The 17,844-nt window shown below is 75.1% G+C and carries 17 protein-coding genes and 1 pseudogene; 5 read left to right on the forward strand and 13 right to left on the reverse strand.

Going from position 1 to position 17,844, the window contains the following annotated elements; all coding sequences use genetic code 11:
* Nucleotides 1-758 precede the first annotated feature (758 nt).
* Nucleotides 759-2,846 (forward strand): primosomal protein N', encoded by a 2,088-nt coding sequence (locus ACFXDE_RS11140; RefSeq protein ID WP_380444660.1) that lies wholly within the window; start codon nucleotides 759-761, stop codon nucleotides 2,844-2,846.
* A 378-nt stretch (nucleotides 2,847-3,224) separates the two neighbouring features.
* On the opposite strand, the pseudogene ACFXDE_RS11145 reads toward ACFXDE_RS11140, so the two are convergent.
* Nucleotides 3,225-3,695, reverse strand: a pseudogene (locus ACFXDE_RS11145) (hypothetical protein); the annotation flags it as partial.
* 345 nt (nucleotides 3,696-4,040) lie between these two features.
* Here ACFXDE_RS11145 and def point away from each other — a divergent pair.
* The 3 genes from def to ACFXDE_RS11160 all read left to right on the forward strand — a co-directional run bounded on the left by def (nucleotide 4,041) and on the right by ACFXDE_RS11160 (nucleotide 7,139).
* Entirely contained in the window at nucleotides 4,041-4,586 is a 546-nt protein-coding gene (def, locus tag ACFXDE_RS11150; RefSeq protein WP_380444658.1) for a peptide deformylase, read from the forward strand.
* A 42-nt stretch (nucleotides 4,587-4,628) separates the two neighbouring features.
* Nucleotides 4,629-5,567 carry a methionyl-tRNA formyltransferase gene (gene fmt / locus ACFXDE_RS11155; RefSeq protein ID WP_380493050.1) on the forward strand — a complete coding sequence of 313 codons (939 nt, stop codon included), beginning with the start codon at nucleotides 4,629-4,631 and terminating at the stop codon, nucleotides 5,565-5,567.
* A gap of 138 nt (nucleotides 5,568-5,705) precedes the next feature.
* On the forward strand, nucleotides 5,706-7,139 hold the full coding sequence (locus ACFXDE_RS11160) for an RsmB/NOP family class I SAM-dependent RNA methyltransferase (RefSeq protein WP_380444654.1): 1,434 nt from the start codon (nucleotides 5,706-5,708) through the stop codon (nucleotides 7,137-7,139).
* Between the two features lie 112 nt (nucleotides 7,140-7,251).
* Here ACFXDE_RS11160 and ACFXDE_RS11165 read toward each other — a convergent pair whose 3' ends face one another.
* The 11 genes from ACFXDE_RS11165 to ACFXDE_RS11215 form a co-directional block, all read right to left on the reverse strand.
* The gene (locus ACFXDE_RS11165; RefSeq protein WP_380493052.1) at nucleotides 7,252-7,737 is read right to left on the reverse strand and encodes a hypothetical protein; all 486 of its coding nucleotides are present in this window, start codon (nucleotides 7,735-7,737) and stop codon (nucleotides 7,252-7,254) included.
* Nucleotides 7,738-7,835: 98 nt separating this feature from the next.
* Entirely contained in the window at nucleotides 7,836-8,156 is a 321-nt protein-coding gene (locus ACFXDE_RS11170; RefSeq protein ID WP_380493054.1) for a sulfurtransferase TusA family protein, read from the reverse strand.
* Between the two features lie 105 nt (nucleotides 8,157-8,261).
* Nucleotides 8,262-8,960 carry a class I SAM-dependent methyltransferase gene (locus ACFXDE_RS11175; RefSeq protein WP_380493056.1) on the reverse strand — a complete coding sequence of 233 codons (699 nt, stop codon included), beginning with the start codon at nucleotides 8,958-8,960 and terminating at the stop codon, nucleotides 8,262-8,264.
* Nucleotides 8,961-9,190: 230 nt separating this feature from the next.
* Nucleotides 9,191-11,434, reverse strand: a complete 2,244-nt coding sequence (locus ACFXDE_RS11180) for a hypothetical protein (RefSeq protein ID WP_380493057.1) — start codon at nucleotides 11,432-11,434, stop codon at nucleotides 9,191-9,193.
* An 83-nt stretch (nucleotides 11,435-11,517) separates the two neighbouring features.
* Entirely contained in the window at nucleotides 11,518-12,033 is a 516-nt protein-coding gene (locus tag ACFXDE_RS11185; protein WP_380493059.1) for a MarR family winged helix-turn-helix transcriptional regulator, read from the reverse strand.
* A gap of 71 nt (nucleotides 12,034-12,104) precedes the next feature.
* The gene (locus tag ACFXDE_RS11190) at nucleotides 12,105-12,461 is read right to left on the reverse strand and encodes a DUF6204 family protein (RefSeq protein ID WP_380493061.1); all 357 of its coding nucleotides are present in this window, start codon (nucleotides 12,459-12,461) and stop codon (nucleotides 12,105-12,107) included.
* A gap of 76 nt (nucleotides 12,462-12,537) precedes the next feature.
* Complete coding sequence (locus ACFXDE_RS11195; protein ID WP_380493063.1) at nucleotides 12,538-13,164, reverse strand: hypothetical protein; 627 nt, start codon at nucleotides 13,162-13,164, stop codon at nucleotides 12,538-12,540.
* 165 nt (nucleotides 13,165-13,329) lie between these two features.
* Nucleotides 13,330-13,959, reverse strand: coding sequence for an alpha/beta hydrolase (locus ACFXDE_RS11200; RefSeq protein ID WP_380493064.1), 630 nt, complete (start codon nucleotides 13,957-13,959; stop codon nucleotides 13,330-13,332).
* A gap of 157 nt (nucleotides 13,960-14,116) precedes the next feature.
* Nucleotides 14,117-14,443, reverse strand: a complete 327-nt coding sequence (locus ACFXDE_RS11205; protein ID WP_380493066.1) for a hypothetical protein — start codon at nucleotides 14,441-14,443, stop codon at nucleotides 14,117-14,119.
* 192 nt (nucleotides 14,444-14,635) lie between these two features.
* Nucleotides 14,636-15,529 (reverse strand): aminoglycoside phosphotransferase family protein, encoded by an 894-nt coding sequence (locus tag ACFXDE_RS11210; RefSeq protein WP_380493067.1) that lies wholly within the window; start codon nucleotides 15,527-15,529, stop codon nucleotides 14,636-14,638.
* A gap of 96 nt (nucleotides 15,530-15,625) precedes the next feature.
* Entirely contained in the window at nucleotides 15,626-16,183 is a 558-nt protein-coding gene (locus tag ACFXDE_RS11215) for a TetR/AcrR family transcriptional regulator (protein WP_380493069.1), read from the reverse strand.
* A 132-nt stretch (nucleotides 16,184-16,315) separates the two neighbouring features.
* Between ACFXDE_RS11215 and ACFXDE_RS11220 the strand changes: the two genes are divergently transcribed.
* Nucleotides 16,316-16,912: a DUF2867 domain-containing protein gene (locus ACFXDE_RS11220; protein ID WP_380493071.1), complete on the forward strand. Its 597-nt coding sequence runs from the start codon at nucleotides 16,316-16,318 to the stop codon at nucleotides 16,910-16,912.
* 60 nt (nucleotides 16,913-16,972) lie between these two features.
* Here the strand turns inward: ACFXDE_RS11220 and ACFXDE_RS11225 are convergent, their stop codons facing one another.
* Nucleotides 16,973-17,743 carry a hypothetical protein gene (locus ACFXDE_RS11225; protein WP_380493073.1) on the reverse strand — a complete coding sequence of 257 codons (771 nt, stop codon included), beginning with the start codon at nucleotides 17,741-17,743 and terminating at the stop codon, nucleotides 16,973-16,975.
* Nucleotides 17,744-17,844 lie beyond the last annotated feature (101 nt).

A 17,844-nucleotide genomic window follows, 5' to 3' on the forward strand; every position in this document is an offset into this window, starting at 1 on the left:
AAATCGACTCCTGCAGCGCTACGTGTACATCCCCCAAAAAGCACCGACGGACCCATACGTCCTGCCGGAATCCCGAAATGGACGGGAATCCGCCGGCGGTCGCTCTCCACACTCGAAGCCCGATTTCCGGGCGCCGGGAATTCACCGCCCCCACGGCTGCCGCCGGGACGCGACTACCGGCCATGCGCAGCGCCGGACCCGTGAATCATCGATCGTCGCCCCGCGTCGAACCGAGCGAAGTGGACATCAATGTAGAGCATCGGGGGCACCCAAAGTGGGGGATGTGTGAAACACGTGCACGAGAGCTGAATCTTGATCTACCGGGCGGTGACCACCGGAGGGCGCCCCGGAGCCGCCGGCGTACGGGGTGACCTGTGACGACGGGGATACGCAGAGCCCTCACGCGCGATGATCCGGAGGCCTCCCGTCGTGGCCACCGACAGCGCGTTCAGGACATGGGCCCGAGGTCCCGCCGCGGCGGATGACCAGGCCGTACCGGGGATCGGGCCGTTCGAAGCGGCGTTCGACGACGCCGGGGAACCGGCGGACGGACCGATCGATTCCGGACAACCGGCCGCCGCCGCCCCTTCCCCCACCCGCCAGGAGCCTCCGTGATCACTCACCGAACCGTGCCGGGCGTCTCCGGCACGACCGCGGTGGGGGGGGGGGCCCCGGGGGGGGCCCCCCCCCGCCCCGGGGGGGGGGGCCCCCCCGCTTCTGCGCGTCCTGTCGGTGTGACCTGGTAGTACTTGGGAGCGATGAGCAGCACAACAGGGGAGAACGGGGGCGCCGAGCCGGAGCAGCTGGCGTTCATCCGGGAGACGGTCCGCAAGGCCAAGCCGCGGACGTGGCGCGGCGCGAAGCGGGCCGAGCACCTGCCGGTGGCCCGGGTCGTGGTCGACAAGGGCGTGCTGACCATCGACAAGTTCTTCGACTACGAGGTCCCGGCCGCGATGGCCGAGGAGGCCCTTCCCGGCGTCCGGGTGCGGGTCCGGTTCGGCGCGCGCGTCGTCAAGGGGCAGCGCGAGGGCGGGGAGCTGCACGACGGGTTCATCGTGGCGCGGTTGGAGAAGAGCGACTTCCCCGGCCCGCTCGCGCCGCTCGCCCAGGTGCTCTCGCCCGAGCCCGTCCTCACCCCGCAGCTCCTGCGCCTGTGCCGGACCGTCGCCGACCGGTACGCGGGCACGCTGGCGGACGTCCTCCAGCTGGCGATCCCGCCCCGGCACGCCAAGGCCGAGGCGGAGGACTCCCCGCCGCCGCGCCCGCGCCCGGCGGCGCCCGCCCCCGGCGGCTGGCAGCGCTACCCGGCCGGGCCCGACTTCCTCGCCGCGCTGGCCGGCGGCGGTGCGCCGCGGGCCGTCTGGTCGGCGCTGCCCGGGCCCGGCTGGCCGTACGAGATCGCCCGGGCCGTCGCGGCGACGCTGGCGGGCGGGCGCGGCGCGCTGGTCGTCCTGCCGGACGGCCGCTCGGTGGCGCGGGTGGACCGGGCGCTCACCGAGCTGCTCGGCGAGGGCATGCACGTCGCCCTGGAGGCGGAGGCCGGTCCGCGCGAGCGCTACCGGCGCTGGCTCGCGGTGAGCCGCGGCTCGGTGCACGCCGTCATCGGCACCCGCGCCACGATGTTCGCGCCGGTGCGCGACCTCGGGCTGGTCGTGGTCTGGTCGGACGGCGACAGCAGCCACAGCGACCCGCGCGCCCCGCACCCGCACGTCCGCGAGGTCGCGCTGCTGCGGGCCGCCGAGGAGGGCGCGGCCGTGCTGCTCGGCGGGCACGCCGTGACGGTCGAGGGCGCGCAGCTGGTCAGTACCGGGTGGGCGCGGCCGCTGGTCGCCGACCGGGAGACCGTCCGGCAGGTCGCGCCGCGCGTGCGGACCGTCACCGACCAGGACCAGCACCGGGACGCCGCCGCGCAGGCCGCCCGGCTGCCGTCGGTGGCCTGGGAGGCCGCGCGCGAGGCGCTCGCGGCCGGGCACCCGGTGCTCATCCAGGTGCCCCGGCGCGGCTACGTGCCCCGGCTCGCCTGCGGGCGCTGCCGGACGCCCGCGCGCTGCCGGCGGTGCGAGGGGCCGCTGGAGGCGCCGTCGGCGGACGCCGCGCTGTGCTGCGCGTGGTGCGGAGAGCCGGAGAACGACTGGCACTGCACCGAGTGCGGTTCCTTCCGGCTACGGGCCCAGGTGGTCGGCGCGCGGCGGACGGCCGAGGAACTCGGGAAGGCGTTCCCGCGCATCCCGGTGCGGACCTCCGGGCGGGACGCGGTGCTCGCCACCGTGCCCGACGAGGCCTCGCTGGTGATCTCCACCCCCGGCGCCGAACCGGTGGTCGAGGGCGGCACCGGCTACGGCGCCGCGCTCCTGCTGGACGGCTGGGCGCTGCTGAGCCGCCCCGACCTGCGGGCCGGCGAGGAGACGCTGCGGCTGTGGCTGGCGGCCGCCGCGCTCGTCCGGCCGTCGACGGAGGGCGGGACGGTCGTCGTCGCCGCCGAGCCGTCCGCGCGGCCGGTGCAGGCCCTGGTGCGGTGGGACCCGCTCGGGCACGCCGGGCTGGAGCGGGACGAGCGGGCCCAGCTGCACTTCCCACCGGTCTCCCGGATGGCCTCGGTCGCGGGGAGCCCGGCGGCGGTCGCCGACCTGCTCGGGCTGATCCGGCTGCCGGAGGGCGCGGACGTCCTCGGGCCGGTGCCCGTGCCGGCGCTGCGCGGCGAGGAGCAGGAGCGCGCGCTGCTGCGCGTGCCGCCCGGGCAGGGGGCGGCGCTGGCGGCGGCGCTGAAGGCGGCGCAGATCGCGCGGATCGCGCTGCGGACACCGGAGGCGGTGCGGGTGCGGGTGGATCCGCTGGACATCGGGTGACGGGCGGGTAGCGGTGGTGCTCCGTTCGGGCGCCGGGTGGTGGTGGCGGCGGTTGCCTGCTCGGGCGCTGGGTGGTGGCTCCGTTCGGGCGCCGGGTGGTGGCGGTGGTTCGCTGCTCGGGTGCCGGGGGGCGGCCCGGCTCCGTCTCGTGCGGGGGCGGGGTGAGTGGGCCACCCCGCCCCGGGGGCCCTCGGGAGGGAGGGGTCAGCCGCGCAGGGGGATGCCGGTGCGGTCGATCGGGGAGCGCTCGGCGGGGGAACGGTCGGGGACGCCGCGATCGATCGGCGTCCGGTCCAGGGGCGTCCGGTCGATGGCGCTGCGGTCCACGGTGGGGCGGTCCGTGCCGGCGCGCTCCAGTGCACTGCGGTCCAGGCCGCCCTGGCGGGCCGCCGGGACGGTCGCGGCCAGGCCGCTGCGCTCGGCGGGGGCGGGCAGCTCCTCGGAGCGGTCCGGGCGGCTCGGGCCCGGGACGGCGCCGCTCGCGGCCAGCAGTTCGCTGGTCGGCCGGCGCATCCCGTACCGCCGGTGCACCGCCTGCTTGGTGACGCCGAGGGCCGACCCGACCGAGTCCCAGGAGAAGCCCAGTGCCCGGTCGAACTCGACCGCCGCCGCCACCAGCGTCTCCACGCTCTCCCGCAGCTCCTGTGCCAGGCGCACGGTCGGCGCGGGCGCCCGGCCGTACACCACGAACCCGGCCGAGGTGCTGGGGCGGCGCGGGCGGTAGACGTTGCCCAGTTGGGCGGTGAGGGTCCGCAGCGCGTCGACCTGGCGCCTCACCCGCTCGATGTCCCGCACCAGCAGGTGCAGGCTCGCCCGCGCCCGGGCGTCGTGGTTGATCTGCTCGGCCATGGCCTACGTGCCACCTTCCGTACGGTCAGCTCGGCCGGAGCGCCGTGTCCCGTGCGCCCCGGCCCCGGTCAATCTCACTTGACCAACGCCGAAGCGGGGGCCGGGGTAACGCCGCCGAGCGGACTCGGGATATGCCAGTCACGGGTGTGGGTGGCACGGGACGGGCCCGGCGGGCGGTGCGGGAGCGCCCGATGAGGTGCGTGAGGCCTGCGGGGTGCGTGGGGCGGGACGACGGAGGACGGGGGACGGGTGGCCGGCCGGGCCGCACGGAGGGGTTGCATAGACTTGCCGGTGAACCAGCCGTTGTCCCAGCCCCGCGCCCCTACGGACAGGAGCCCGCGCCCCGTGGCGATCCAGCCGATCCGTCTCTTCGGAGACCCCGTCCTGCGCGCCACCGCCCAGCCGGTGACCACCTTCGACAAGGAGCTGCGCAAGCTCGTCGGGGACCTCACCGACACCATGCTCGACGCCCCCGGGGCCGGCCTCGCCGCACCCCAACTCGGCGTCTCCCTGCGGGTGTTCACCTACCACGTGGACGGCGTCACCGGGCACCTGATCAACCCGGACCTGTCGCTGAGCGAGGACGAGCAGGACGGCCCCGAGGGCTGCCTCTCCCTGCCGGGCCTGCGCTACGACACCAAGCGCGCGTACGGTGTCGTCGCCAAGGGCTTCAACATGTACGGCGACCCGGTCACCCTGGAGGGCACCCAGCTGCTCGCCCGCTGCATCCAGCACGAGACCGACCACCTCGACGGGATCATCTTCATCGACCGGCTCGACACCGAGCAGCGCAAGGCCGCGCTCAGGGCGATCCGGGAGGCGGAGTGGGGCACCGGGCCGGCGCCGGTCGTCAAGGTCTCCCCGCACAGCACCTTCGGCGCCGCGCGCTGAGCTCCCCACTGGCCTGAATCCCCGTTTTCAGAAAGGCACTTGATGCGTCTCGTCTTCGCCGGCACCCCCGAGGTCGCCGTTCCCGCCCTGGACGCCCTGCTCGCCTCCGACCGGCACGAGGTCGTCGCGGTGGTCACCCGCCCCGACGCCCCCGCCGGGCGCGGCCGCAAGCTGGTCGCCAGCCCCGTCGCCCAGCGCGCCGAGGAGGCGGGGATCGAGGTCCTCAAGCCGGCGAAGCCCAGCGACCCGGACTTCGTCGCCCGGCTCACCGAACTCGCCCCCGACTGCTGCCCGGTGGTCGCCTACGGTGCCCTGCTGCGCCCCGGCGCCCTGGAGATCCCCAAGCACGGGTGGGTCAACCTGCACTTCTCGCTGCTGCCCGCGTGGCGCGGCGCCGCCCCGGTCCAGCACGCGGTGCTCGCCGGCGACGAGGTCACCGGCGCGTCCACCTTCCTGATCGAGCAGGGCCTCGACTCCGGCCCGGTCTTCGGCGTGATCACCGAGGAGGTCCGCCCGGCCGACACCAGCGGCGAGCTCCTGACCCGGCTGTCGCTGTCCGGCGCGCGCCTGCTCGCCGCCACCATGGACGGCATCGCGGACGGCTCCCTGCACGCCGTGCCGCAGCCGGCCGAGGGCGTCACGCTCGCCCCGAAGATCTCCGTCGAGGACGCCCGCATCGACTGGACCCACCCCGCCCTGCGCATCGACCGCGTCGTGCGCGGCTGCGCCCCGGCACCCGGCGCCTGGACGGAGTTCCGCGGCGAGCGCCTCAAGGTGACCGGGCCGGTCAAGCTCCTGCCCGGGGAGACCGGGCTCGCGCCGGGCGAGGTCGCCATGGTGGGCAAGAACAGCGTCCGGGTCGGCACCGGCAGCCACGACATCGAGCTCGGCGAGGTCCGTCCGCAGGGCAAGAAGGAGATGCGGGCCGCGGACTGGGCGCGCGGGGCGCGCCTGGAGGCCGGGGAGCGCTTCGGGGGCTGAGAGGCCGGGGTACCCGGTTTGGCGTTACTGTTCGACTGTTCGTCCGACAACCACCGCAGCTGACAACCACCGCAGCTGATAACCACCGCAACTGACAACCACCGCAGCTGATAACCACCGCAGCACTTTGAGGCACCTGTGAGCACCCCCAGCGCCAACCGCGCCCCCCGTCCGCACCGCCGGCCCAAGAAGGACCCGGCGCGGATCGTCGCCTTCCGCGCCCTGCGCGCCGTCGACGAGCGCGACGCCTACGCCAACCTGATCCTGCCGTCGCTGCTCCGCGAGGCCGAGCAGAAGGGCATGGAGCGGCGCGACGCCGCCCTCGCCACCGAGCTCGTCTACGGCACCCTGCGCCTCCAGGGCACCTACGACGCGATCATCGCCGCCTGCATCGACCGGCCGCTGAGCAAGGTCGACCCGCCGGTGCTCGACGTGCTCTCGCTCGGCGCCCACCAGCTGCTCGCCACCCGCATCCCGAGCCACGCGGCCGTCTCGGCCACCGTCGAGCTCGCCCGCGTCGTGCTCGGCGACGGCAAGGCGAAGTTCGTCAACGCCGTCCTGCGCCGGATCAGCGCCCGCGACCTCGACGCCTGGATCGAGCAGGTCGCCCCGCCGTACGACCAGGACGCCGAGGACCACCTCGCCGTCGTCCACTCGCACCCGCGCTGGGTCGTCTCCGCGCTCTGGGACTCCCTCGGCCGCTGGCAGCCGGACGCCTCCGGGCGCGCCGCGATCGAGGACCTGCTGCGCGCCGACAACGAGCGGCCCGAGGTCACGCTCGTCGCCCGGCCCGGACGGGTCGCCGTCGGCGAACTCGCCGACGCCCTGCCGGAGGCCGAGCCCGGCCGCTGGTCCCCGTTCGCGCTGCGGCTCGCCGAGGGCGGCGACCCGGGCTCGCTGGACGCCGTCCGGGAGAACCGGGCCGGTGTGCAGGACGAGGGCAGCCAGCTGGTCGCCCTCGCCCTCGCCGCCGCTCCGCTGGACGGCCCCGACCGGCTGTGGCTCGACGGCTGCGCCGGCCCCGGCGGCAAGGCCGCACTGCTCGGCGCCCTCGCCGCCGAGCGCGGCGCGGCCCTCGTCGCCAGCGAGAAGCAGCCGCACCGGGCCCGGCTGGTGGCGCGGGCGCTGGAGGGCAACCCCGGCCCGTACACCGTGATCGCGGCCGACGGGACGCGGCCGGCCTGGCGCTCCGGCGGCTTCGACCGCGTCCTCGTGGACGTGCCCTGCTCCGGGCTCGGCGCGCTGCGCCGCCGGCCGGAGGCGCGGTGGCGGCGGCGCCCCGCGGACGTCGCCGCGTTCGGGCCGCTCCAGCGGGACCTGCTGCGCTCGGCCATCGAGGCCACCCGGGTGGGCGGCGTCGTCGGGTACGCGACGTGCTCGCCGCACCTCGCCGAAACGCGGGCCGTCGTCGACGACGTGCTGCGCGCGGAGGGCGGCCGCGTCGAGTGGATCGACGCCCGGCCGCTGCTGCCCGGCGTGCCCGCGCTCGGGGACGGCCCGGACGTGCAGCTCTGGCCGCACCTGCACGGGACGGACGCGATGTACCTGGCGCTGCTGCGGCGGACGGCCTGACTCCGTCTCTCCCGCGCTCTCCCGCGCGAGCCTCCGGCGCCGCACGACCGCTTCGGCGGGCGTGCGGCGCTCGCGTTTTCCCGGCCGGTGGGCCCTGTTCGCGGCCGTCGGCTCAGGGTGTCCGGCGGGTGTGGTGCGGCGGGAGCGGCTGCGGCTGCGGGAGGCTCGTGAGGAGGGCGTGCGCCTGGGCCCGGAGGCGGTCGATCGGCGGGTCCTCGCAGATCACCTCCAGCCCGAGGGCGGTCGAGTGGCCCCGGTGGTAGTACGACTGGTAGGCGAGGTACGGGCGGTGGTCGTCCGCCGGGTCGAGCCCGACCGTGAAGGTCGCGAACAGGGTGTGCCCGTCCCCGGGCCTGGTGTCCTCGGTGCGCGAGAGGTGCCACTCGAACTCGTACGGCTCGGGCTCGGCCGGAAGGTCCAGCAGTGCCTGGGCGAGGCGGCGGACGTCGTCGGGGCCGTCGAAGGGGATCGTTTCCGAGTGGACGGGCGCGGCGGCGAACAGCTCCCACGCCGACCCGTTGCGGATGACGCTCAGGTGCCAGTCGCCCTGAGGATCGTGCCACTGGCAGTCGAGGATCGGGCCCGGATTCGCGTCCAAGGTGGTCAACCTCCCTATGGCGCTTGGTCGTTCGATTTCCCCATGGTGGCACACCGGTCGGGTCGGCGGCATGGCGGGCGGGCCGCGACCGTCGGTCGTCAGCCAGTCGTCCCGCTGTCGGCGGGCGCGGGGTGCCAGGGGCGGTCGGGGCGCGTGGGGAGGGCGGCGGCGGTGAGGCGGATGGCGTACACCTCGCGGTCGGTGGCCGGGTGCGGGACCGGGCCGAGGTACTCGTGACCGGTCAGGTGGCACCAGGCCGGGAGGTCGAGCGGGGCCGCCGGGTCCGTGGTGTGGATGTGGACCACCGTGCCGGCCGGGTGGCCGGAGATCCGGCCGCGCAGGCGCAGCAGCAGCTGTACGCAGAGCAGGCCGGTGCCGTCGATGCTCAGGTCGGGGGTGGGGTGCTGGGCGGTGGTCATCGGGCGGTCTCCGGGGGGGTTGGGGGCTTGGGATGGCTGCTTTGGCGGGGTGGTCAGGTGGGGTGGTCAGACGGGGTGGTCAGGTGGGGTGGTCAGGTGGGGTGGTCAGGTGGGGGTGTTCGGTGTGGCGGCCCTGTGCTGGGTGACGCGCCAGAGGCGGCGGGGCAGGTCCCCCTCGTCGAACGGGTGCACCTCGGCGAGGTGCCAGCCCTTGGCGAGGGCGTCGACGAGGGCGCGCGGGAAGTAGTGCACGGCGAAGCCGCCGTGTTCCCAGATGTCGTCGCCGTGGCCGGTGCCCGCGCCGTAGTGGGCGTCACCGGTGTGGCGGACGGTGTAGACGAACGTCCCGCCCGGGCGCAGCACGCGGCGGACCTCCGCGACGAGCGCGTGGATCTCCTCGGTGGACAGCGCCATGCAGAGCAGCATGTGGGCGAACACGGCGTCGACGGAGGCGTCGGGGAACGGCAGCGGGCGGCGGACGTCGTGGACGGCGGTGGTGACGCGGTCGGCGAGCTGCCGTGCGGCGGCCGTGGCCCGGAGCTGCTCCAGGCCGGTCGGGCTGAAGTCGGCGGCGAGGACGGTGAAGCCCTCGCGGGCGAAGAACAGCGCGTCCCGTCCGTGGCCCGCGCCGAGCTCCAGCACCTCCTGCGCCCCGGCGGCGGCGAAGACACGGGCGGCGTGCCGCGCGGGGTCGGACGGCTGCTCGCCGTACATGCCCGGGTGGGTGCCGTACGTCCGCTGCCAGTGCTCGCGTTGGGCGGCGGCGAGGTCGAGCGCCTCGCCGTCGTCGCTGCCGTGCGTCATGGGGCGCCCCTCGCGCTGGTCCGGGCCGGTGGTGCGTGTCCAGCCTAGGTCGTCGCGCGGGGAGGGCCGGGGGTGGGGTGTGCGGCGAGGAGTGGGGGAACGACGATGCCGGGGTGCTGTGGTGGGCACCCCGGCATCGGTGAGGTCGAGAGCGAGGAAAGCGGACGGGCTAGGGTCAGGGAAGTGAGAAGGAAGCCCGTCCATGGCCTCGCCGGGGATCACCGTAGCAGTCAGGCGGGGATCAGGTCGCGCAGGTTTTCCGGGGTGATGACGACCGAGTCCGGGTGCAGGCCCTCGGGGCGTTCCAGGCCGATGTAGGTGACCGGGCCGGGCGGGGGCGTCGCGCGGGAAGCGGTGTTCCACAGGGTCGTGGTGGGGGCGCCCATGAGGTCGGCGAGGTAGCGGACGGTGAGGTGGTCGCGCTCGACGATGCCGCGCAGCAGGGTCGCGACGGAGACCCGGTTGCCCTCGACCCGGTTGGCGTCCGGGTCGCCCTGGAGGTACAGGTGCAGCCACTTGGCGTGCCAGCGGCCGTCCGGGGTGCGCAGGAAGGCGAGGGGGAGGGCGACCTTGCCGGGACCGCGCAGGTCGGACTTCATGCGGACGGTGCGCGGTTCGAAGGGGAGGCCCTGCTGCTCGGCTTCGCGCAGCATGTAGCCGAAGAACGACTCCTCGACCTGCTCGAAGCCCTCGCCGGAGTAGACGTTCACCTGCGGCACGATGTAGCTGCCGCGGACCGCGCCCAGGCGCAGGTTGATGAACTCGGACGCGCCGTCGGGGGCGTCCGTGATGTCGCCGGAGTGCTCGCCCTCGATTTCGCGGAGCTGGGTGTAGGAGAGCCAGGTGATCGTCTGGTAGGCGTCGTCCAGGAGCAGCGCGGACAGGTCGAAGTCGGTGGTGCGGCTGGTCTGCTTCCAGTGGACGAAGAAGCGCAGGAGCTCGCCGTCGACGGGGGAGAGGGAGCCGCGCGGGAGCACGCCGAGGCCGGAGGCGGTCGCCTTGCCGCTGAGGGGCAGGGCGACGTCGAGGACGGCCGGGTCGATCAGCAGGTGGCCGGGGGTGGGCAGGCGGCGGCGCAGCTCGGCGTCGAGGACGTCGATCAGGTGCTTGCGCACGGCGGCGGGCAGGGGCGGGCGGGTGTCGCCGGTGACCCACGCGCGGCCGAGGCGGTTGGCGAAGACGCGGCGGGTGGGGGGTGTGGGGTCGGTGCTCCCGCGGGAGGCGTCGGGGGTGTGGGTGTGGTCGGCGCGGTCGTCGTCGGCGCGGTTGTGGAGGTGCTCGCGGACGGAGAGCAGGACGCGGCCGGCGGTGTCCGGGGCGGCCCGTTCGGCGGCGGACACGACGGTGTCGAGCTCGTCCTGGGTGCGGCACGCGCACAGCAGCCGGTCCAGGGCGCGGAACAGCTTGCCGGGGGCGGACGCGAGCACTCGCACGGCCCCCGTCACGTCGTCGGCGCTGAGGAGCTCCTCGATGCGGCTCTCGAAGGAGCGGGCCTCCTGCTCGCCGCGGGCCACGGCGAACGCGTCGGCGGCGTGCGGGAGTCGCGGGTACTCGTGGGGGTGGAGGCGCTCGCCGAGGCGCTTGAACTGCTCGCGGTGGGCGGTGATGTCGGCCAGCTTGGCCGGGTTCCCGGCGATGACCGTGTCGAGGCCGGTGAGCAGGGTGCGGCGGACGCGCCGGGAGAACGAGCGGAAGCGGGTGGGCTCGGCGAGCGTCACGTCGCCGTCGGAGAGTGCGCAGGCGAGGCGCAGCACGTCGGTGGCCGTGTCGACGAGGAGCTCCGCGCCGGCGTCGAGGCGGGCGAGGTTGACGACGGCGCGGTTCTCGCGGACCGGGATCGCCTCGGGCTGGGGGCCGTTGACGCAGTGTGCGGCGAGCGTGCGCAGGTCGGCCAGGGCCTCCTCACCGAGCGGGGTGGTGCTGCCGGCCAGGGCCAGGTAGAGGGCGGTGACCTCGTCGGCCAGGGGGTTGCCCGGGTGCAGGACGGTGAGGCGGTCGCCCGCGGCGGCGATCAGCTCGTCGTGGGCGGCGAGCAACTCGGCGTAGGTGTGGCGGTAGTTGCCGTAGGTGGGGAGGGTCAGGAGGTCGACCACGCCGGTCCGCAGCTGGGCGATCGTGTTCTCGCGGGTGGCGTCGTCGGCGAGCGCCTCGGCTATGCACCGCGTCCAGAAGTCGAAGGTGTCCGGGACGTTGGCCGGGAAGTCGATGAAGTAGGCGTTGTGCGTGACGTGGTCGCCGACCATCGCACGGACGGTGTCCAGCGTGCGGGCGGCCGTGTCGACGACGGTGGCCGCGGGCAGCTCGGACAGGTGCTCCAGCAGGCCCGCCGACAGCTTGAAGCCCACGGACATCAGCGCGGCGTCGAACTGCCGTGCCGCGTCGGCCCCTTGGCCCCCGGCGGGGACGGGGGTGCCGGCGGGGACGGGGATCCGGTGCGTGTGCCGGACCACGAGGGGTTCGAGGTGCTGCGCCATTTGGGCATGATCCCAGAGCCGCGTCGGGCGGCGCACTCGGGTTTCCGCGTGGGCGTGCTTCCTCAGGTGTTTCCGTGCGGGCGTTAGCGGAGGGAGCCTGTGAGGGGGCCGAGGAGGGTGGCGAGGGTGGTGAGGTCGCCCGCGGGCCACTGGGCGAAGACGTCGGCGGCGACCTGGCGGGCGGTGGTCCGCATCTCGGCGAGGCGTTCGCGGCCGGTCGGGGTGAGGGCTGCGTAGGCGACGCGGGCGTCGCGCGGGGCGGGCTCACGGGTGACCAGGCCGATGCGTTCGAGTGGGGCGAGGCCGCGGGTGACGCCGGAGGCGGTCAGGCCGAGGGCCTCGGCGAGGTCGACGCGGCGCATGCGGCCGCCGGGGGCCTCGCCGAGGCGCAGGAGCATCGTGAAGTCGGAGAGGCTCACGCCGTGCAGGCCGCTGAGGCTCGCGTCGAAGCGCTTGACCAGCGTGGCCTGCGCGCGGACCAGGCGCAGGGCCGTGTCCAGGGGGTCGGGCGTCGGGGTGCCGGCGTTCGGTGTGTCGGGCTGCTGGGCGTCGGCGTTCGGTGCGTCGGACTGCGGCGTGTCGGGCTGCGGGGTTGTCATTGCCACCTCCTTGAGCGCTCAAGTATATACCGGTGCTGAGCGGTCAAGGAGATGGCGAAGGGGGGAGGGGGCTAGTTGGTGGTGGCGGCGGCGCGGCGCCGGCGCTTGCCGAGGGGGGCCTGGGAGAGGTCCTCGGCCTGGGTGCGGAGGTTCTTGAAGCCGTAGCCGCGCTCGCTGAGCCAGGCCTCGGCGGCCTGCTCGGCGCGCTCGGTCGCGGCGAGGATGTCCGCTTCCTCCTCGCCGGAGTCCAGGAACCGGAAGGTGAAGGCCGCCCGTGCGGTGAGGTCGTAGGCGAGGTGGCCCTCGCGGGTGAAGGCCGCGTGCAGGACGTCGTGCCGGGCGGCGTCGGCGAGGAGCTCCGCGCGCTGTTCGGGGCTCAGGCCGTCGAAGACGCCGCGCACCATGATGCGGAAGGTTCGAGTGGTCATCCTCCGACGATAGGCAGGCCGGGCGGTCGGCGGCCACCGGTTTCCGGGGGCCGCCGACCGTGGCGCACCGGGCCGGTCACGGGGTCGGCAGCTCGGTGTGGTGGACGTGGTAGCCGCCCTCGACGACCGGGTTGAACGGGGCCGGGGCCATGCACGTGCCGGTTATGCCGGGCCGGGGGCGGCCCTCGGAATCCAGGTCCGTGTTGACCACGCCCCAGGAGAAGCCGAGGCGGTCCTTGCCCTTGCCGTGGCTGTCGTAGACGCTCAGGCCGATCCGCTCGCCGACGGGCCGGACGTCGGACCTGGTGACGATCGCCGTCAGGGTGGCGACGGGGCCGCCGGTGACCAAGCAGTCCACCGCGGCCTCGGCGTGGCCGACCTGGCCGGTGGCGGCGACCCGGTGGGAGATCGTGACGGTGCCCCGGGCGTCGGTGGGCAGCCCGTGCGCCAGTGCGGGGACGTCGGGGAACGGGCGGCTGAACGGGACGGCCCGGGCGTCGATGGTGAACCGGATCTCGTCGTCGGGCGCGTAGTCGAACAGGATGCGGCCGGATCCGCTGACGCTCGCCGGACGGGCGTGCGGGGCCGCGTCGGCGCCCTGGGCGGGGACCGCGGCGGTCACGGTGGTGACGGCGAGCGCCGCGGCGGCTGCGGCGATCGCGGTGCGGACGCGTACGCGGGGGTGGAGGCGGGTGCGGGACATGGCTGGCTCCTCTCCTGCGGCGGCCCCTGCGGCCGCCGCTTTGATGTCCCCAAGCCTGGCCGCCGCACCCCCTCCGGGACATGTGCCGATCGGCACATCCTCGGCCCGAATATCCGTCATCATCCCTGCCGGTCGGCAGGGTTGGAGTAGGCGACCAGTAGCCCCTCAGGCCTGCGACGGCAGCGGGGTGCAGACCCTGCCGGTGGCGATCGCGGCCGGCTCGGCGTCGAGCGCCGCCAGTGTGAAGTCCGCGGTCAGCGCGCCGACGTCGGCGGCCTGCCGGACGAGGTAGTGGCTGCCGCCCGGGACCTCGTAGCGGGCGAGGTCCGGCACCACCTCGCGGGCCCGCAGGGCGTACTCCAGGGACCCGGCCGCACTCGCCTCGCTGTGGTCGCGGGTGCCGTGGACGATCAGCACGCGCCGCCCGGCGAGCTGGGCGATGCCGTCCCCGCTGGGCAGCCAGGGCGCGATGCCGGCCACGCCGGTGACGTTCCGGTGCCCGGCGCACCAGAACGCGGCGCGCCCGCCCAGCGAGTTGCCGATCAGGACCACCGGGACCGGCCCGTAACGGCGTTCGAGCTCGTCGAGCGCCCAGCGGGTGTCCACGGCGGTGTCGGCGTCCGCTCCGTTCCAGCCGCTGTGGCGGTAGCGCAGCAGGTGCACGGCGACGCCGTGGGTGCGTCCGCGCTCGGCGAGTCCGGCGGCCAGGTCGCGCAGGCCGAGTTCGGCGATCCGCAGCGGACCTCCGTGCCCGCGGACGAACCCGCCCGGCAGCAGCAGTGCGACCCCGCGCACCGGGCCTCCGGGCGTGTCCCCGGCGCCGCCTGCGGAAGCCGCGGACTCGTTCACGGACCCCGTGAAGCCCTCGCCCTGCCATGACGTCAACTGTGCGGAACGAAGCCCCCGCTGCTTACGGAACACGCGCATCCCTCCTGGTGCCTGTCGGCGGATTCTACGGTTCCGCGGCGGGGTCGTGGTGGGTGAGCAGCGACCACAGCACCCAGCCGGTGACCCGCGTGCGCACGACCATGACCTGGGCCCACCGGGCGCCGAGCGGCGACGTCCAGGTGTCCACGACCTCGACGCGGTCCCCGTGGTGGGCGAGGCCCAGCACGGTGTCGCCGCCGGAGTGGTCGAGCCGTACGTTCGCGGCGTTCGCGGAGACCTCCCACCACCCGCTCCCGATCTCGGGCGGGTGCGGGCCGCCGGTCACGGCCGCGGGGACGAGCAGGATCGTCAGGGAGAGGACGGCCGCCGTGGCCCGGCCGATCAGGGCCACGGGAGCCCCGGCACGGCGGCGTGTGCGGGCGGTGGGGAACACGTGAAGAAGCAGGGGGGCATGTACAGCAGAACGAGCCGACCCTTCGCGTGCACACTGATCCGGCGCGACGCCCACCCGGTCGGCGGAACGGCCGGGGTGTGGCGTCCGGCCATGCGGCGGACAAGCCGCTTGCGTCGTACCGAAGTTGGGTCAGTCGGTCGCGAGGACGCGGCGGAGGGCGGCGCGCCCGGCCGGGCCCCACGTCGCCTTGCCGCCGGGGAGGCCGCGTTCGCCCGCGCGGCCGATGTCGACGAGGGAGAGGCCGCGCAGGAGCGCCCAGCCGCGGGCCCGGGGGAGCGTTGCCGGGTCGGTGTCGGGGTAACCGCGGCGGAAGTCGGGGAGGGCGCCGTCGGGCAGGAGGAGCCAGGCGGCGGAGAGGTCGGTGGCCGGGTCGCCCGCGCACAGGTCGCCGAAGTCGATCACCCCGGCGAGCGTGCCGTCGGCGGTGACCGCGTTGGCCGGGTGGAGGTCGCCGTGCAGCCACACCGCCGGGCCGGCCCAGGCCGGGGCCGCGAGGGCGTCCTCCCAGGCGGCCCGGACCTCGGCGGTGGCCAGGCCGGTCGGGGCAATGGCGCGGAAGCGCTCCTCGAACTCCCCTTCCACCACGGCGAGATCGACTCCCCGCAGCGGGTTGGCCGGGGCGTCGGCGGGCGCCGGCCGGTGCAGCGCCCGGAGGAAGGCGGCCAGCCGCGCGGCGGCGTCGGCCGGGCGGTCGATCGGGGCGCGGTCGAGCGGTTCGCCGGGGACCCATTCGACGATCGTCCACGGGTGCGGGAAGCGTTCGGAGGGTTCCCCGGCCCGCACCGGGCGGGGCACCGGCAGCGGCAGCCGGTCGGTCAGCGCGGGCAGCCACCGCCACTCCTTGCGCAGCAGCGCGGGAGCGTCCGGGGTGCGCGGCATTCGTACGGCCAACTGCTCCCCGAGGCGCCACACTTGGTTGCTCCAGCCGCCCGGGACGCGCTGCAGCGGCAGGCCGGCGAGGTCCGGGTGCTGGGCGCGGAGGAGGGCGCGCACCAGCGGCTCCTCGATGGGGTGACCGTCCACGGGCCGTCCTCGCTTCGCTGTCGGGCGGGGGTGCGGTGATCGTCCAGTATGGCGCCGGGTGCCCGGGGCGTGGCCGCCGGGTGGTAGGGCCGTCGCTCAGCTCAGGAGCCACGCGCGGGTCAGGGCGGAGACCTCTTCGCGGCTGCGCGGGCCCTCGTCGGCGGCGATGAAGTGCCGGCCGATGCGGAGGGAGAGGGTGATGAAGCAGCGCATCTCGACCTCGGCCTCGTCCGGGCAGAACTCCCGGTAGAGCGTGCGCATGTAGGCCATGCGCCGGTTGTCGATGCGGCGGAGGCGTTCGGCGACGGCGTCGTCGCGGCGGGCCCAGTCGCGGACGGCGAGTTCGGTGGAGATGTCGGTCAGCGGGTCGCCGGGGGCGGAGGCGATCGCGTGGAGGCGGGTGAGCTTGGCCCGGGCGTCGCCGCCGTCGCGCTCGATCCCGTCGATCACGTCACCGGCGACGGCGTGCTCCCAGGTGTCGAGCATCTCGGCGAGGAGGCCGTCCCGGTTGCGGAAGTAGCCGTAGAACCCGCCCTTGGTGACGCCCAGCGACTGGGCGAGGACCTCGACGCGCACGGCGTCCGGTCCGCCCGCGGCGAGTGCCCGGAGGCCTTCGGCGATCCACGCCTCGCGCGGTGTGCGGGGGTTGGCCACGGGTGTCTCCGATCACGCGACGTCTCGCGACCCCGGTCTATACGTTGCCGTATAAACGGGTCTAGCCTGCTTGTATACGGCATCGTATAGACAGGGCGTCCGCACCGGGCGCCCGGACGAAGGGGCGGACGCATGAGACTCCCCAACGCGGCGCACACCTCGCGCCCGTGGCGGATCCACGAGATCGCCGGGGACTTCCGGGTCGAGGACGTGTGGGCGCTGCCCACGCCGGGCGGGCCCGACGACCTCCCGTACCTGGTGGGTCAGTTCACCGAGGGGGAGGAGCCCGGGAAGGCCGGCTCCTCGCGGGTGTACCGCGCGCTCTTCGCGATCCGGTGGCAGCTCGGGCGCCTGCTGCACCTGGACGACGCCGAAGGTGGCGTGGGCGGCCGGGTGCGGTCGCTCCGCGACCGGCTGCCCGAGGACCTGCTCGCGGCGCCGCGCGGGCCGGACTCGGACTCGCTGCCGTTCCGGTCCGTCTACCTGCTGCACGACGAGTGGGCGGCCGAACTGGCGAACCGGACGGTGCACGCCGTGCTGCACCTCGGCTGGGTCCCGGACGGCGCGGGCGGGTACCGCGGGCAGATGGCCGTGCTGGTGAAGCCCAACGGCCGGCTCGGTGCCGCGTACATGCTGGGCATCAAGCCGTTCCGGTACATCGGGGTGTACCCGGCGCTCGTGCGGTCGATCGGGCGCAGGTGGGAGGAGACGGCGGGGCAGCGGCGGTAGCCGGCGTGCTGCGCAGGACGTCGGGCCGGCCGACTTCCCGCGCAGCACGCGGCACGGGCGCTACTTGGCGGCGGCCTGCACCTTGTCGAGCTGCTTCTTGACCAGCGCCTGCTCCGGCAGGCCCGGGTCGGCGAGCGCGGAGTCGGAGACCAGGGTCAGCACGTCCCCGGTGTGCGTGACGACGTAGCCGCGCGCCTCGCAGAGCACCTTGGCGCAGTCGTCGGCGGTGAACGTGGCGTTGAGGGCGAGCGTCGCCTCGCCGGCCGCCGGGGCGGTGGCCTTGGCGAAGGTGACCTTCACCGGGGCCCCGCCCGCGCCGGTCGCGGTGAACGACGCGCACCCGGCGAGCGCGCCGTCGGCGGCGGTCAGCGCCTTCGCGGCCTGGCCGGCGCCGAGCTGGGTGAGCTGGACGAAGGTGAACTCGCGGCCGTTGGTCGCGTAGTACACGCCGGTGGCGGACGGCGACGGGGTGGCCGCGCTGCCGTCGTCGACGAGGTCGAGCAGGGGCTGGCAGGCGGGCTTCCCGGCGGTGAGCCGGTGGTCGGGCCGGGTCGGGCCGAGGGACGAGCGCTGTGCGTCGGCCTTGAGGTCGGCGGTGGTGAGCAGGGCCTTGACGAGCTGGTCCTGCGTCAGGGCCTTGCCGGCGGCCGGGGCCTTGGTGCCGGTGGCGGCCGCGGTCGACGCGGCGGTGGTCGACGCGGCGGAGGCGGACGCGGCCGCCGTGGTGGCGGTGGTGCCGCCGGGCTTGTCGTCGTTGGGCCCGCAGGCGGCGGTGAGCAGGGCGAGCGGGACGAGCACGCCGGCGGCGACGGATATGCGCAGAGAACGCATGGCAGGTATTCCCCCGAATACGCGTGTGCAGGGAGTGGTCAGTCGGCCGACTGACAGTCGATCAAGGTAGCGCATGGCGCGGACGGTGACGGCGGCGGCGC

Source organism: Kitasatospora sp. NPDC059408 (assembly GCF_042751525.1).
In the GTDB taxonomy this organism is placed as follows: Bacteria; Actinomycetota; Actinomycetes; order Streptomycetales; family Streptomycetaceae; genus Kitasatospora.